This is a genomic window from Variovorax sp. YR750 (assembly GCF_900109805.1).
GTDB classification, from domain to species: Bacteria; Pseudomonadota; Gammaproteobacteria; order Burkholderiales; family Burkholderiaceae_C; genus Variovorax; species Variovorax gossypii.
The window spans coordinates 176,672-192,496 of record NZ_FOBJ01000001.1; the positions used below are offsets into that span (position 1 = coordinate 176,672).

13 protein-coding genes are annotated in these 15,825 nt (G+C 66.5%); 6 read left to right on the forward strand and 7 right to left on the reverse strand.

Annotated elements, in window-relative coordinates; translation table 11 throughout:
* Positions 1-82: 82 nt before the first annotated feature.
* The 6 genes from BMY35_RS00800 (at position 83) to BMY35_RS00820 (ending at position 6,647) form a co-directional block, all read left to right on the forward strand.
* The gene (locus tag BMY35_RS00800; protein ID WP_093195581.1) at positions 83-796 is read left to right on the forward strand and encodes a response regulator transcription factor; all 714 of its coding nucleotides are present in this window, start codon (positions 83-85) and stop codon (positions 794-796) included.
* A complete protein-coding gene (locus tag BMY35_RS00805; protein WP_093195097.1) occupies positions 789-2,198 on the forward strand; it encodes a sensor histidine kinase in 1,410 nt (469 codons plus the stop codon). Before BMY35_RS00800 ends, BMY35_RS00805 begins: the two co-directional genes overlap by 8 nt.
* A 135-nt stretch (positions 2,199-2,333) precedes the next feature.
* Positions 2,334-3,098: a hypothetical protein gene (locus tag BMY35_RS37535; protein ID WP_143042999.1), complete on the forward strand. Its 765-nt coding sequence runs from the start codon at positions 2,334-2,336 to the stop codon at positions 3,096-3,098.
* A 102-nt stretch (positions 3,099-3,200) separates the two neighbouring features.
* On the forward strand, positions 3,201-3,878 hold the full coding sequence (locus tag BMY35_RS00810) for a site-2 protease family protein (protein WP_093195098.1): 678 nt from the start codon (positions 3,201-3,203) through the stop codon (positions 3,876-3,878).
* A gap of 106 nt (positions 3,879-3,984) precedes the next feature.
* Complete coding sequence (locus BMY35_RS00815; RefSeq protein WP_093195099.1) at positions 3,985-4,965, forward strand: tripartite tricarboxylate transporter substrate binding protein; 981 nt, start codon at positions 3,985-3,987, stop codon at positions 4,963-4,965.
* Between the two features lie 194 nt (positions 4,966-5,159).
* Positions 5,160-6,647 carry a tannase/feruloyl esterase family alpha/beta hydrolase gene (locus BMY35_RS00820; RefSeq protein WP_177213547.1) on the forward strand — a complete coding sequence of 496 codons (1,488 nt, stop codon included), beginning with the start codon at positions 5,160-5,162 and terminating at the stop codon, positions 6,645-6,647.
* Positions 6,648-6,674: 27 nt separating this feature from the next.
* Here BMY35_RS00820 and BMY35_RS00825 read toward each other — a convergent pair whose 3' ends face one another.
* The 7 genes from BMY35_RS00825 to BMY35_RS00855 form a co-directional block, all read right to left on the reverse strand.
* Positions 6,675-7,061 carry a DUF4150 domain-containing protein gene (locus BMY35_RS00825; RefSeq protein ID WP_093195101.1) on the reverse strand — a complete coding sequence of 129 codons (387 nt, stop codon included), beginning with the start codon at positions 7,059-7,061 and terminating at the stop codon, positions 6,675-6,677.
* 18 nt (positions 7,062-7,079) lie between these two features.
* A complete protein-coding gene (locus tag BMY35_RS00830; RefSeq protein WP_093195102.1) occupies positions 7,080-7,826 on the reverse strand; it encodes a DUF3540 domain-containing protein in 747 nt (248 codons plus the stop codon).
* Positions 7,823-8,935, reverse strand: coding sequence for a pentapeptide repeat-containing protein (locus BMY35_RS00835; RefSeq protein ID WP_093195103.1), 1,113 nt, complete (start codon positions 8,933-8,935; stop codon positions 7,823-7,825). Before BMY35_RS00835 ends, BMY35_RS00830 begins: the two co-directional genes overlap by 4 nt.
* On the reverse strand, positions 8,932-11,586 hold the full coding sequence (locus tag BMY35_RS00840) for a DUF2169 family type VI secretion system accessory protein (RefSeq protein WP_093195104.1): 2,655 nt from the start codon (positions 11,584-11,586) through the stop codon (positions 8,932-8,934). The genes BMY35_RS00835 and BMY35_RS00840 overlap by 4 nt, the downstream gene beginning before the upstream one ends.
* Before the next feature lie 7 nt (positions 11,587-11,593).
* The gene (locus BMY35_RS00845; protein ID WP_093195105.1) at positions 11,594-12,028 is read right to left on the reverse strand and encodes a hypothetical protein; all 435 of its coding nucleotides are present in this window, start codon (positions 12,026-12,028) and stop codon (positions 11,594-11,596) included.
* Positions 12,029-12,040: 12 nt separating this feature from the next.
* A complete protein-coding gene (locus BMY35_RS00850) occupies positions 12,041-14,383 on the reverse strand; it encodes a type VI secretion system Vgr family protein (RefSeq protein WP_093195106.1) in 2,343 nt (780 codons plus the stop codon).
* Between the two features lie 184 nt (positions 14,384-14,567).
* Positions 14,568-15,704 (reverse strand): iron-containing alcohol dehydrogenase, encoded by a 1,137-nt coding sequence (locus tag BMY35_RS00855; RefSeq protein ID WP_093195107.1) that lies wholly within the window; start codon positions 15,702-15,704, stop codon positions 14,568-14,570.
* Positions 15,705-15,825 lie beyond the last annotated feature (121 nt).

Consider the following 15,825-nt stretch of genomic DNA (forward strand, 5'->3'; position numbering starts at 1 on the left):
AGTTCTCTTCAGGATCGGCCACCGACGGCCTTTGGTTGCCTTCGGTGGCCGGGAGTCAGGAAGGCGCGGCATGATCCGCGCCATGAGAATTCTGCTGATCGAAGACGACCGCAAGGCGGCCCGCCTGCTGGCCCGGGGCCTGCAGGAAGAGGGCTTCGTGGTCGACGTGGTCCACACGGCCGAGGAGGGCGACGAAGAGGCATTCGTCGTCGCCTACGACCTGATCGTGCTCGACTGGATGCTGCCCGGAAAGGACGGCCTTACCCTGTGCCGCGACCTGCGCCAGCGCGGCTGCAAGACGCCCGTGCTCATGCTCACCGCCCGCGACTCGCTGAGCGACCGCGTGGCCGGCCTCAACACCGGCGCCGACGACTACCTGACCAAGCCCTTCGCCTTCGACGAGCTGCTGGCCCGCGTGCGCGCGCTGCTGCGGCGCTCCGAGCTCGTGCGTCCGGTGGTGCTCTCGCTGGCCGACCTGAGCCTCGATCCGCTGAGCCAGCGGGTGCTGCGCGGCGGCATGGTGCTCGACCTGACGCACAAGGAGTTCGCGATCCTGCAGATCCTGCTGCGCCATGCCGGCGAGGTGGTCAGCCGCTCGCGCCTTGCCGAGCAGGTGTGGAAGGACGACCTGATCGCCATCGACAACCTGATCGACGTGCACATCAGCAACCTGCGCCGCAAGGTCGACGCGCCGCCGGCGGCGCCGCTGATACAGACGGTGCGCGGGCGCGGTTTCAGGCTGGCGCCGGCCGACGACGGCGCGGGCACCGGAACCGGAGCCGCCGCGCATGCTTAGCTTTCGCAAGCGGCTCGCGCTGGCGCACGTGAGCGCGATCGTCGTGGTGATGGCGGTCGCCGCCTTCGGCTCGTACCTCGTGTTCTCGCGCAACGTGCACCGCGAGCTCGATGCCGCGCTGCTGGCGCTGGCCGAGACCGAGATGGGCATGCTGCTGTCCGCCGGCGAGGGCGACACCGTCATCGTGCACGAGGCCCCACCGGGCCCCGGTGCGCCGTCGTTCGTGCGGCTCGACCGGCTGGTGCAGATCGTCGACGCCGACGGGCGCGTGCTCGCGCGCAGCAGCAACCTCGGCGAGGCGCAGCTGCCCATTCCGCCCGCGCTGCGCGAGCGGCTCGCCGCGGGCGAAACCGTGTTCGAGACGCTCGACGGCTACGGCGAGGAGCCCACGCGCATGGTCTCGGTGCCCGTGCCGGGCCGCAGTTCGCTGCTCGCGGTGCAGGTGGCAGGCTCGCTGGACGACGTGAACCGCACGGTGGCCATGGCCAGCGCGCTGTTCCTGATCCTCGGCTGCGCGCTGCTGCTGGCGCTGGGCGCGGCGGGCGCGTTGATCACCCGGCGCGCGTTCGGCGCCATCGACGACGTGGTGCGGCAGGCACACCGCATCGGCGATGCGAATCTCGGCGAGCGACTGCCGCACCCCGGAACGAAGGACGAGATCGGGCGGCTTGTGGACACGCTCAACGACATGCTGGCGCGCATCGAGCAGGGCATGGAAGCACAGCGGCGCTTCACCGCCGACGCCTCGCACGAACTGCGCTCGCCGCTGTCGCGCCTGCGCACCGAGCTCGAGCTGGCCTTGCGCAGGCCGCGCGAACCGGCCGCGTACGTCGAGACGCTGCATTCCTCGCTGGAGGAGGTCGAGTCGCTCACGCTGCTGGTCGAGGAGCTGCTCGTGCTGGCCCGGCTCGATGCCGGCCAGGAGCGCGACGTGGCCGAGATGGTGTCGCTCAACCAGCTCGTGGAAGAAGCATCGAGGCGACTGGAGCCGCTGGCACGCGAACGACGCCTCACGCTTTCGCTGGAGCCCGCGCCGCCGGTGGCCGCGCGGGTGGCGCGCGGTGCGGCCAGCCTGGCATTGGCCAACCTGCTCGACAACGCCCTCAAGTTCTCGCCAGCCGGAACCACGGTGCGCGTGGGCCTGCGGGCGGATGCCGATGCGAACGAGGCCGTCATCAGCGTGGCCGACAGCGGCCCCGGCATACGCGGCGACGAGATTCCGCATCTGTTCGAGCGCTTCTACCGTGGGGCCACTGCGCGGTCGGACGAGAAGACGCCGGGTCTCGGGCTCGGATTGGCCTTGTCTCAGGCCGTGGTGCATGCGCACGGTGGGCGGATCGAGGCGGCGAATGAAAGCGGTGGTGGGGCGCGGTTCGAGATGCGGTTGCCGTTGGCGCGTTGAGGCTGAGTCATCGATGGGACTAGGCGGCCCACTACACTCCGCGCGGCAACGGCTGCGAAACCGTCATTTCGCGCAAGCAAGGGTTTCGGTTTTGGCGCAGAGTGGACTGTTTATCAAGAAGACTCAGGAGGATTCATGGACTGGTTCGTAAGTGATATGGGCGGTGACAAGTTTCCGCACTGGATGCGGAGGCTCGGCATTTCCAAGGATGACGGGGAAGTAGTTGTTCCTGCGGCAATCGCAGGCAACGAATACGAAGTCGCCTTGCGTGCCGAGGGCGACGGGGTGCCACGCCATCACCGCGATGGGCACGTATACGTATCGGCGACATGGCTTTCGAACGCGTTTCCTGATGCCAGCGTGGTCTGCGAAAAGTTAGCGTTTATCGCCCGCAACAACGTATCGTCCGCGACAACTGATTCCGAAGCTGTTACTCAATACACCCAGTTGGCATCCCAAGCCGAGAGTAGGAGCGATGCGGTTATCACTCAAGCACTTTATCGGCGCGGATTCACACAGAATCAGTCACGAGATGCGCTATGGTTCACGCCCATTGCTTTCGGTCGTCGCTTGCTGCAAAGCAAGAACATGAAGTTTTCCGACAACTTTCTTGTCCTTTCACCAAACGGAGAGGTTCTGCAAGAGGGACAGCTTTCCGACAACTCGATCTACCGCTCCGCGGTTGAGTTGGCGCCAGCCCTTCTGTCAGATGCCGCAATCAAACATGTCGCGTTTCGATCCCCTGAGATCCGATCGTTTGCCGACGCCGTGAGCAAAGGGGCTAGTGCTGAAGATCTCGAATGGACACCCGTAATCTTCTTCAGCAGCAGCCCTATGTCTCAGGGACTTGAACGAGCGAGTCAAGTTACAAGTTCGTTCCTGGGGCCGGATCGCAATTGACGGCTTCCTAGAAAACCGCCACGGGTCAAATGTAGTAATCGTCGGAGAAGCGATGTACTCAGCATCCTTCAACGGCGAAGACTCCGCTGGGCAACCCGAAAAATGCTCATCTTCCTGAAGTTCATCGCCTCCATCGCGCTGCTGGTCTGCATTCATCTCTTCGCGATGGCCGCGCTGGGACGCTGGTGGGGCATCACCGTGCGTGCTGTTTCGCTGGGTTTCGGCCCGCGGTTGTTGTCACTCGGCATCTTCCATCTGCACGCTGTGCCGCTGGGGGGCAACGTCCGGTTCAAGGATACTCAGGAGGAGGGCGTGCCGTTCGACAAGCCAGCCGACTACTTCGACGACGCCTTCGATCACAAGCCACGCACTGTGCAGGTGCTGATTCCGCTGGCCGGCGTGGCAGCGCTGATCGTTGTCGCGCTGGTGTTGCGGCAGGGGGCTGCAGTGCCGAGCGTGGTCCATGGCTTCGCGCAGTTCCTGATGGGCGCGCTCGATCCGCTGACCACGGGGCGGCAACTGGTGAGCGGCGCAACGGCCTTCGCTGGGCAGCATGCTTTCCTGCCGTTGCTCGGGATGCTTGCCGCGAAGCTGGCGGCGGTGAACCTGCTGCCGGTGCCCTCGCTGAACGGTGGCCAGGCGCTGCTCACGCTGGTGACGCGCGACCTGCGCGAGACGCCGGCGTGGCGGCGCAGGCTCACGGTCGCTGGCCTACTGGTTTGGGTGGCGCTGGTCGCGTCGTGGCTGTCCGCGATCCTGGCGTACGTCGAAGGGCGTTGATCCGCCCGCCGGGCAAACCCTGACCGCTTAGGCGTGTGGCGCTTCGAGAATGGTTCGCTTAACCCATTCATTCATCTCGAAGCAACGAAGAAGGATCCCCGCCGCCATGCCTCAAGCCACGCTGTCCCGCCGCCGGTTCACGCTAGCCACCGCCGCCGCAAGCCTTGCGATGCCGTCGTTCGCGCAGGGCGCATGGCCCTCGAAGCCGATCCGCATCGTCGTGCCCTACACGCCGGGCGGCTTCACCGACCAGATGGCGCGGCTGGTGCAGATCGGGCTGCAGACGAAGCTTGGCCAGCCGGTGCTGATCGACAACAAGCCCGGAGCCAACAGCCTGATCGGCGTCGATGCGATCGCCAAGGCTGCGCCCGACGGCACGACCTTCGGCGTGGTCATCGCGGCCTATGCGGCCAACACCACGCTGTACCCGAAGCTGCCCTACGACCCGCGCAAGGACCTGACGGGCGTTTCGCTGATGGGCGTATCACCGCTGCTGGCGGCGGTGAATGTCGACGCGCCCTTCAAGACCGCGCGCGAGCTCATCGACTACGCGCGCGCCAATCCGGGCAAGGTGAGCTTCGGCTCGTCGGGCAACGGCTCGGCGGCGCATCTCACCACCGAGCTGTGGAAGTCGCTGACGCAGACGTACATGATCCACATCCCGTACCGCGGCGCGATGCCGGCGCTGACCGACCTGATGGGCGGGCAGATCCAGCTTTTCTTCGATGCGCCCACGGGCCTCATCAACCAGGCCAAGGCGGGCAAGGTGCGGCTGATCGGCGTGGCGGGGGACAAGCGCCTCGCGGCGGCGCCCGAGGTGCCCACATTCATCGAGCAGGGCTTCGCGGGCTTCACCGGCAGCACCTGGGCCGGCATGCTGGCGCCGGCGGCCACGCCGCGCGATATCGTCAAGCGCATGTCGGAAGAGGTGGCCCGCATCATCAGGAGCGACGAGACGCGTGCGAAGCTCGACGCGATGGGCACCATTCCGGCGGGCAGCACGCCCGAGGAGTTCGATGCGTTCATCACCGCCGAGACGGCGAAGTGGGGAAAGGTCATCCGCACCGCGGGCGTGAAGGCCGAGTAGTGCTTTCAGCGTAGCCGGGTCTTTTCAGGACGGGTTCCGAGTGTCCGGAAGGTCATTCGGATGGCGCTGCACGGATAGCGCAGCCCGTCGAAGGGCAATCGAGAATTTCAGTGCCTCAGAGAAGGCGCGGGTCCACCCAAGCTGAGCAAGCGATGGGTTTGGCGAAATCCCAACTCGATACCTGGAGACAAATCTTGAACAAGACGACGAATTCCGGCCTTCGTGAGACATGGCGGTCGCGGCGGCTGCTGCGGCCCATCTTCGTGGCAATGGCCTGCGGGGGGTTCATTGCATCGGCCCACGCGGCCAGCGACATTTCGGGCACTCTCGTCCGGACCTGCTCCAACCAGCTGAACGGCACGCAGTACGGCGATGCCTTGCTCGACGATTTCCGCGGCACACGGTTTCCTTCGCCGCGCACGGGCGGATTCACGGTCACCTCCGTCGAGCAGGTCTGGCTCGCGCTGCCGGCCTATTGCCTTATCAAGGGAACGATCCAGCCGACTTCTCCCGACCGCGTGGATCCGGCCGTCAAGGACCCGAGCTATCGCGTGCCCGACATCAACTACCAGATCTATGTGCCGGCCCAGTGGAACGGAAAGTTCGTGCAGCTCGGCGGCGGCGGATTCGCCTGGAAGACCGACGTTGTCGCCAACGGCATCCAGACCAATCTCCAGTATTCGCCGTCGCTGCAGGGGATCGCGCTGTCGAACTACGCCGTGATCCTCAGCGACGCGGGCGCCGGCGATTCGGGCAAGTCGTTCAACCCTGATTTCGTGCGGCCCGGCAGGAAGCTCGGCGACGTCGCGAAGCAGGAAATGGTGAAGAACTTCGGGCAGGACTCCATCAAGAAATCGCTGGACGTCGGGCTGTATCTCCTGAAGAAGCTCACAGGGAGCAAGCCGACCGACACGTACTTCGTCGGCATTTCCACCGGCGGCAGGCAGGCACTGAAGGCCATGGCGAACTGGCCCGACGCCTACGACGGCATCGTCGCGGGAGCGCCGCCAGTGGACGAGACCAACCTGCTCAAGAGCATCGAGGTGCCGGCGGTGGTCAACGACTGGGTGGTCAACTGGGGCAGCGCCTCGGCAATGATCACGAGCCTCTTCGGCCAGGAGGTGTCGCAGCAGACCCTGAGCGACGGGCTGGGCGCCGTCTCGCGGCATCTGGCGGACGTGGCCATCGAGTCGGGCGCGGACTACGACGGCTACAACAGGCTGCTCGACGTGCTCGCACCCGTCTGGAACGTCCAGCCCCGCGAACTCCTGCCGTTCTTCGACGCGGCGGCGAGCCAGAAGAAGGCGGGCGCGAAGGGCAAGAAGATCATCGTCTACCAGGGCACTTCGGACTTCCTGGTGCCCTGCACGCAGGCCGGTGAGTTCGTCAGCAAGCTGGCGGCCTTGCCTTCGGGTGGAAGGGTGACATCGGGCGAGATCAAGGCCTCGGTTCGCGCCTATTTCATCGAGGACTACAGCCACGGCTTCTACAACACCAATACGCTGCTCAGGCGGATTGGCCTGACGCCGCTGCAACTGGCCTGGAATGCGGCGGCTGACCTCGACAACTGGGTGCACGACGATCAGGCCCGAGTCGGCGCGCCGTCGCTCGCAAGAAACGCGACTGGCGAGATTCCGTCGAACCAGGCCCTGAGCGCCTGGAAATGCATCGCCAGCCCCTGAGGCCGGCGGCGCCCCCGGCGCCAGGAATCAGGGCGCCAGCACCAGCACCTTGAACTGGCTCGGCACGATCCGCATGCCGATGATGTTGCAGCGGTTCTGCACCGACAGGCTGGTCATGCGCGTGCACGGCGTGCCCTTCAGCAGCACGGTGAACGCGCCGGTGATGTGACGCGAGGGGCCCATCACCGTCTGCGAAACCACACCCATCAGCACCCCGGCGTTGTCGCCGTTGGTGATGGGCGTGGTGGTCGCCAGGTTGTGAGCGGGCGTGCCGCCGTAGAGGATGTTCCAGGCGTTGGGGATGGCGGTCGGCCCCAGCGCGAAGTTGGGGTAGGGAATCGGCAGCGCCGGCGGCGTCTTGCAGACGTCGGGGAAGGCGAGGTCAACGCCCATCATCTGTGCATTGGCAAACATGGCAACGGCTCCTTCGGGTCAGCCCATGTGGATCTGTTCGGCATCGACCTTGACCAGCCCCTTGCTGGTCAGCAGCGTGTTCTTCGAATGCAGGCGCAGGGTCTGCTCGGCCTCGATGTCGAGCTGGCCGGCACGCACCTGTTCCACCTCCTCGGTGAGGCGGAAGCTCGAGCGGGTGAGCAGGTTGAAGCGGTCCAGCACTACCTCGCAGGCACGGCCGACGAAGCGCGACACCAGCACGCTGAAGCGGATGTGTCCGCCCTGGTAGTCCATCTCGCCGATCTCGCAATGGGCCTGCCGGGCCTGGGTGCGCCACTCGGGTGACTGCATGACGATCGAGGTGTCCGATTCCAGCGCCATGGGGCCGGCGCTGCGCGCGCGGATGCCACCCGAGCGCGACACCAGCGTCAGGTCGCCGTCCACGGCCAGCGTCGCCTGCCGCGGGTCGGCCTGGGCGACCACCGCGATGACGAAGCTGTCGCCCTGGCGGGTCGAGGTGATCAGCACCGTATCGCCCGGCGCGGGCAGCAGCAGGCAGCTGGCGACGCGCCGGCAGCGCAGCGATCCCTGGCCGTCGTCGAGGTCGACCTCGAACCAGAGGTCGGCGTCGCTGTCGATCACAGTGGCGATTCGCGTGCCGGAGTCCGCGCGGCCTGCATGAGAAGGGCGCTGCATGAGCGGATCCAGCACGCCTTGCGTTGCATCGCTTGCGGTGGCGATCGTCTCGCCGGCCGTGGTCCCGTGGGTGTTCCGGGTGGAGGTCATGGGCTTTCTTTCTTGGGCCGGCGGCCATGGATGTCGCGGTCCAGGCGGGATGCGCGCTCGGGCTGCTGCAGCGCCACCTTCTCGGCTTCGTGCAGCGCAGGGTCCCGGTCCAGCGTACCCAGGCGGGTGCTGAACCTGGCACCGTCGAGGTCGGCGCGATGAAACACGGTGCGCAGGAAAGCGGCATCGCGGAAGTCGGCCTGGACCAGCGAGGCATAGGAAAAATCGGCGTAGTCCAGGCGGCTGCCGGCGAATGTCGTCTGTCCGCAGTGCGCACGATGGAAGACGCCTTGCTCGAGTTGCGCCTGCGAGAAGTCCGCGCCGTCGAGATGGGCGTCGACCCAGATGCTGTGCTGGAAGTGGCCGCGCCGCGCATCGACGCCGCGCAGGTCGGCCTCGGGAAACAGGCACTGCATGGCCTGCGCCTCCGCCAGCACCGCGTTGCGCAGATCGGCACCCTTGAAATTGCACTGCGTGAGGCGCGCATCGTGGAACCGGCACGCCGTCAGCACCGCATCGATGAACTGGCAGAGGTGAAACTGCTGCCCGGAGAAGTCCTGCCCCGCGAGGTCCGCCTCGCTGAAGATCGCGTTCGTGAAGCTGGCTCCGGCGTAGCGCGTGCCTGTGAGCTTTGCGCGAAAGAAGATGGTCGACGAGAAGGCCACCTCGTTGAAGGACACGCCCGTCAGGTCGCACTCGGAGAACACGGCCTTTTCGAGGCTGGCGCGGTCCAGGCAGGCGTCGTGCAGCTTGCTTTGATGGAAGTTCGCCTGGTCCATGAAGGCCCCATCGAATCGAACGCCCGGCAGGGCGCAGCCGCTGAACACCGAATGCGGCATGGAGGCCGCGTTCAGCACCGCATCCTGCAGGCTGCACTCGTGGAAGGCGGCGCGCGTGAGTTCGGCCGCTGGCAGCTGCGCCTGGTCGAAGCGGCATTTCTCGAAGAGGGATTCGCCCAGGAGCGCGGCATCGGCCTGGACGCCCCGGAAGCTGCATTCGCTGAACACGCCGCCGCGCAGGTCGATGCCCCTCATGTCCATGTTGCTGAAGTCCTTCTCGCGGATCGGCTCGCCGTTGCGGACCTGGGCTGCCAGCGTCTCGGCGTTCACGCGCTGCCTGCCTCGGCGCGCCGGGGCAGTGTCTTCATCTGTTCGATGTGGGCACCCAGGGTGATCGTGCCGTGGCTGATGAGAACCTGGGCGACATCGGCGCGGAACAGGTTGGCCTCGCCCAGGTCGGCATCGACCAGGCAGGCTTTCTGGAGGTTGGCATTCATGAGATTGGCGAGCCGCAGGGAGGCTCGCGTGAAATCGGCGCGGATGAAGAGGCTGTCGGGCGCAGCCGCCGCGCGCAGGTCCGCGCCCTTGAGCGACGCGGAGGAGAAATCGCAGGTGTCGAGCGTGACCCGTCTGAAGTTCGCGCCGTCGAGCGGCAACTCGCGCAAGGTGCAGTGCACCAGCGTGGCGTCCTCGAAGTCGCTCTCACGGAGATCCGTGGTGCCGACGAAGCTGGTCGTCTTGAGCAAGGCTCGCCGGAACCGGGTGCCCTTATGCAGCGGGGTGTGGGCCCAGCTGCAGGCTTCGACGGTGGCGCCGGAAAAATCAACCGACTCGAATTCGGCCTGCACGAACAGCACCTTTTCCAGGCGCGCCTCGCCGAAGTCGCAGCGCGCCAGCCGGCAGTGTTCGGCCATGCTCACGTAGCTCAGGTCGGCGCGCCGCAGGCTGCAATCCGCGAGCTCGATCCCCTGCAGCAACAGGTGGCTCCACTTCGCCTCGTCGAGACAGCAGCCGTCGAGGCGCAGCTTTTCCATCTGCGTGCGCTCGAAGCGGGCCTGCGCGAAGTTGGTGTTCTCGCAGCGGGCGAGGCTGAGGTTGGCACGCTCCAGGTTGCAGCCCGTCAAGGACGCCTGGCGCAGGTCGGCGCGCACCAGCACCGATTGGCTCAAGTCGGCGCCATCCAGGCGGGTGCCCTGGAGGCAGGCGGCTTCGAGCAGGGTCTGGTGCATGCGGGCGCCCCGCAGATCGAGGCCCGACAGGTCGCAGCCCGTCAGGTCCATGGCCGACAGATCGCGGTCCGTGGCCATGGCGGCGAGCACGCGTTCGCGCGCCTGCGCATTCTGTTCGGCGGCCATCGGATCGGCAGCGGCCTGGTGGTGCGCGCCCATGCGGTACAGCGTCAGCATGTCCTTGCGACCCCGCCGCCCGACGGCCTGCAGCTCGGCGTGCTCGGCTGCGCTCATGGCCGGGGTACCCGTGGCCGCGGCGATGCCCGCCAGCCCCTGGAGGATCGTCTCGGCGTCGAACTTCGGCGGGCCCTTGAGCTGCGCGTTCTGGCTTTCCTCGATGATCCGGCCGCTGTCGAAGCCCGCCTTGCGCGATTCGGATGCGTTGTCCCGCGCCGCCTTCGCGACTTCCTGCCTGGCTTCCTCCAGCTTGCGTTCCTGTTCACGCTGGTAGGCGCGCGTCTTGTCGATGAACTCGGGCAGCTCGGCCAGCGTGGGCATCTTGTCGAAAGGTTTCGGCAGGGGCCGTTCCCGGAAGTAACGCGGCTTGTGGCCGGCCTCCAGGGCGCGCGCCGTCAGTTCGGCGCGCAGGCGCTCGCCCTTGTCCTTGATGTTCCTTGCCAGGATCGATTCGCGCGCGTCGATCCGGTCCAGCCAGGGGCCGATGGCCGAGGCCGGCAGCAGCTCCTCGTCGAGAAACGCATGGATCGCGCCTTTCTCGAGGTTGCAGCGGTTCTCGAAGACCTTCTCGTAGTGGGAGAGGGGGCGCGGCGGGCTGTCGGCCGCCTCCATCGCCGGCATGACGTGCGTGATGTCCGCGGCATCGTCCTCGACGATGGTCGTCTCGCCGTGAAAGATCAGCATGACCTGCGCCATGTGCGGGAAGAACCAGGCGGTGGTCAGCCGCAGCGGCACCTCTTCCAGCGCGAGAGGCGGCGCGGACTTTCTCGCCACGAAGCCGCGTGCGCGCAGATCCGGAAGCCGCCCGCGCAGCACCGCGTGCTCCGGGTGCATGTTCCAGATCTCGTAGGGCGTGGCTGCGGGGATGGACAGTTCGTCGTTCCAGCGTTGCTCCGGGGCCGCGCTGTTGAAGAACTGCCAGTCCATGTCGCGCGCAAAGCCGGGGTAGAGCGTCTCGCGCCAGCGGTCGCCGTAGTCCGTTCCCAGCAGCTTCAGGCGCTCGGGCAGATCGACGTCCATCGCACCCGGGCAGGCCGGAGCCGGACGCCGGTCGGGACGGTCCATGCCGTCGCCCGGGCGTTCGACGTTGGGAAGCCGCTGCACCAGCAGGCCATTGACCATCTCGGGTGCGTACCCTATGCCCGCGGGGTTGGCGGCAAAGCCGGGACCGCCGAACGCGTGCTGCCAGTCCAGGCGCATGGTGTCGAAAGCCTGCGGCTCGGTGGCGCGGCCATCCAGCCAGTAGCGGTCGCCCGAAACGAGGAACTGGCGCCGCAGGCCGCCGACGCGCAGCTCGACCGCGCAGCGTGTCTTGTCCTGCTGATGGCAGGTGTAGGCCTGGCCGCTCACCAGGAACTCGGGCCGCAGCTTGGGAATGCCGAGATCGATCGCGGACTGGTTTCCCAATTCGGTGGAGACGCTCTTCCAGAGCTCCGTCTCCGGCAGCAGCACGCCTCCTTCGCCGAGGGTGTGCATGCCGATCACGGTGAGTGCGAGACGTTGGCTTTGCTGGCTTTGCGCGCGCAGGAAGGGGCGTGTCAGGACGCTCAGGCGCAGGGGTTTGATGGTTTTCACAGCGGGATCAGCGCCTTGCGCCGCGGATCACCAGCGGTGTATGCCTGCGGTCGATGGCCAGCCGCGACGGGTCCTGCGGGTCCTGCAGCAGATGAATGTCGGGCCGGCCCGCCGAGAAATGAGCCAGCAGGTCCTCGTCGATGAGCGTGCGCAAGGTGGTCTGCTGTTCGATGCCGGCGGCATCGACATAGGCGACGCCCAGTTGCACGGCCGTCATGCGCTGCCCGACGGGGCCGCGCCGGGAGTAGCCGCTGGGCGAGCGCATCAGGGAAACCGCGACGCCCTGCAGCGGGCGCCCGTCGGCCTGCAGCTGCTGCCACAGCCGGCCTTCCTCGGAATAGGCGCGATGGCTCATCAGCGCCACCGCGAGCACGATTGCGGCGAGCGCGATCACGCCCAGGCTGACGATGCCGAACACTCCCCACAGAACGATATCGAGCACCTTGTCTACGCCTCAGAGCAGGATCTTGAGCGCCTGGATGCCGGCGCGCAGACCGCCCGTCTTGATCTCCGTGCCCACGAGCTGGATGAGCGCACCGGCATCGCCCAGCGACATGGCCTTGTTCTTCCACTCCGCGCCGACAGCCTCCAGCTTCACGCCGATGGCCTGCGCCTGCACGCCCATGGCCATCGAGCGCACGGCCAGCACGCCCAGCGAAATGCCCGACACGTCCATGTTCAGGCCGGTGCCGCCCAGGCGGAACCACCTCCAGTCGCTGCTCTTGGAGTAGTTGTTGGTGTAGGTGGCCGAGTTGTTGGTGTAGTTGACCGTCAGGTTGTTGTAGGTGTTCGACGTCGTGTTGTAGACGTTGGTGTTGATGACGTGCTGCGTCGTGTTGTGGATGTGGTTCGTCGTGTTGAACGTCACATCGGGCGAGGTGTGCACCGTGGGGCCGGTGACCGTGGTGGTCGAGGGGCCGTTGACCAGCACGTCGTTCGACGTGTTGATGGTGTCGTTGCGTCCGTCGCTGACGAAACGGATTTCCTTGCCGTCGATGGTGCCGTGGAAGCCGCCGGTGATGGCGAGCTGCACGCCGCCCGTGATGGTGTCGTTCAGTCCGCCGCTGAGCATGCGGGTCTTGCCGCCAGAGATGGTCTGGTTCACGCCGCCGGTCACGGTCTCGGTGAAGCCGCCCGTCACGCTGCGGGTGTCGCCGCCGGTGATGGTTTCCTTGGCGCCGGCGGTGATGTCGCGCGTCTCGCCATCTTGATACGTGGCCGACTCGTGGCCCTTGATGAGCGTGGTGCGGGTGCCGTCGGTGGTGTGCGTCTCGTCGGCTTCCACTTCCACGTCGAGGTTGCGCTCTGCATGCAGCAGGATCTGCTCGGCGCCCGTGCGGTCCTCGAAGCGCAGCATGTTGGCCTGGTTGGCCGCGCCGCCCGAGCTGGAGCGCGTGAGGATGCCGCTGGCCGTGGCGTTGGCGGGCAGTTCCCACGGAGGCATCTGGTCGCTGTTGTAGACGCGGCCGGTGATGATGGGGCGGTCGGGTTCGCCGCCGATGAAATCGACGATCACTTCCTGGCCCACGCGCGGCATGTGCATGGTGCCGTAGTTGGCACCGGCCCAGCTGCTCGATACGCGCACCCAGCACGAGCTGTTCTCGTCGGACTGGCCGTAGCGGTCCCAGCGGAACTGCAGCTTCACGCGGCCGAAGCGGTCGGTCCAGATTTCCTCGGGGCCGACCACGGTGGCGGTCTGCGGGCCGTTGGTGCGCGGGCGCGGCGTGTTGCGTGCTGGGCGATAGGGCACGGAGGAGGGCAGCACGGTGAAGTCGAACTCGCACACCGATTCGCTGCTGCCGCCCGAGGAGTACTCGGGCTCCCGCAGGTCGTAGCGGGTTTCGGTGACGAGGTATTCGCGGTTGTCCGACTCGCGCGGGCAATGCGTCATCTGGAACAGGTAGCCCGGGGCCATGCCCACCACGTTGGTGTGGCCCGAGGCCAGCTCGTGCGCGCACTGCAGCTCCTGCAGGCGGATCCTGGCGTAGGCGTCGCCCTGCTGGTGCTCGGTGTAGCCGCCGAGCCATTCGTAGACCTCGTAGGTCGAATGCTCGTGCGGCTTCGGGTCCTGCTGCACGCTTTGCAGCGAGGCGCGCGACTTCCTGAAGTCGAAGTCGTCGAGCATCACGCGGCCGGAGGTGATCTGCTCGGACACGCGCCACTGGTCGATGCAGGGCTCCAGCGCGTTGACCACGCGGTCGCGCGGACGGTAGGCGATGCTCGCATGGCCGGGCAGCGGCTTGTAGCTGCCCGAGTCGTCGGCCAGCACCAGCAGGTGCGAGCCGTTGCTGTGCTCGAAGTGGTAGCCGATGCCTTCGTGCTCCATGAGACGGCTCACGAAGGAGAAGTCGCTTTCCTGATACTGCACGCAGTATTCCTGGGCGGCGTAGCTGCCCGTGAGGCGCTTCTCGAACTGGAAGCCGTACTTGCCCAGAACCTCGTCGAGCACCTCGGGCACGCTCTTGTTCTGGAAGATGCGGCAGTCGGTGGTGCGCGTGAGGTACCACAGCCACGGCTGCACCAGCGCGCGGTAGATGTAGTGGCGGCCGGTTTCGTTGGCGCGGCCCACGAGCTCGAAGCGCACCACGGTGCCGTTGAGGAAGCGCGGGCCGCCTTCGTCGGCCAGTTCCAGCGTGAGCGAGGTGCCGAGCAGCTGCTTCAGATCGAGGCTGAAGCTGGTGCTGACCATGTCCACCTCGAACTCGAAGAGTTGGGAGAGTCCTTCCTGTCCCCGCATCGAGCGGAACTTGAGCTGTTCTGAGCTCAGGACGGTGTGAACTTGGACGGTACGCTGCATTCGGAACTTCCCTGACCCTTGGGTTTCCGCGGCTGGGAAACCTTCGGTGACAGTCTAGAAATCCCTTATGTCACATAAATGACGCGAGGGGTGTCGGAGAGCTACTTTTCCCTCTGAAACACCCCTCGGAACGGTCACTGAAACAATGTGTAGAAGAAGCCCTTACAGGCCTCTTACGCGAGCCTTACATCGAGGCTTCGAGCATGGCCTTGTAGTCGTCGCGCGTGGCCAGGCGCGGGTTGGTCTTGTGGCAGTGGTCGGCCATGGCGCCGTCGATGATCTGCTCGAACATCGCGGGCGTCACGCCCACTTCGGCGAGGCCCTTGGGCAGGCCGAGGCGCGCGTTCATGTCGCGGATGGCGTCGCCCAGGTCGCCGGCCGAATCGAGGTGCATGGCCTGCGCCATGCGCTGCAGGCGCTGTTCCTTCTGCACCGATTCGGCACCCGAATTGAAATGGATCACCGCGGGCAGGAAGAGGGCGTTGAGCGTGCCGTGATGCAGGCGCGGATCGACGCCGCCCAGGCTGTGGCTCAGCGAGTGCACGCAGCCCAGCCCCTTCTGGAATGCCATGGCGCCCTGCATTGATGCGCTCATGAGGTTCAGGCGCGCCTCGCGGTCGTTGCCGTCCTTCGTCGCGCGTTCGATGTGGCCCCATGCGCGCTCCAGTCCGTCGAGGCCGATGCCGTCGGCCGGAGGATTGAACGCGGCCGACATGAAGGTCTCCATGCAGTGCGCGATGGCGTCCATGCCGGTGGCGGCCGTGAGCCGGGGCGGCAGGCCGAGCGTGAGCTCGGGGTCGCAGATGGCGGCCTTGGGCATCAGGAACCAGCTGTGAAAGCCGAGCTTGCGATGGTCGTCGACGATGACGATCGCGCCACGCGCCACTTCGCTGCCGGTGCCGCTGGTGGTGGGCACTGCGATCAGCGGCACCACGCGGTCGGTGATGCGCGGCGAGCCGCCCTCGATGGTCGCGTAGGTCTTGAGCGGGCCCTCGTGCGTGGCCGCGATGGCGACACCCTTGGCGCAGTCGATGGCGGAGCCTCCGCCCACGGCGATGAGGCCGTCGCAGCGGCCGCTGCGATAGAGCTCGACGGCCGCGCGCACCGAGGCTTCGGTCGGGTTGGAGGGCGTCTGGTCGAACACCGAGACTTCCAGGTCGGCGATGGCGTCGAGCGCCTTCTGCAGCACGCCGGCCGCGCGGACGCCCGCGTCGGTGACGATGAGCGGACGGTTGATGCCGATGCGCGCGCATTCGGCCGACAGCAGCTTGATCGCGCCGAACTCGAACTGGATCTGTGTGAGGTATTGGATGAGTGCCATGGGGATGAAGGCCTCGGGGAGCCCCGGGGCAGTACGATTGCCGACCAGCCAAATCTAACAAGAGCGATCAGTCTTGCACACGAAAGAAACCCTTGCCGCTGTCGCGCCCGGAACACCGTCC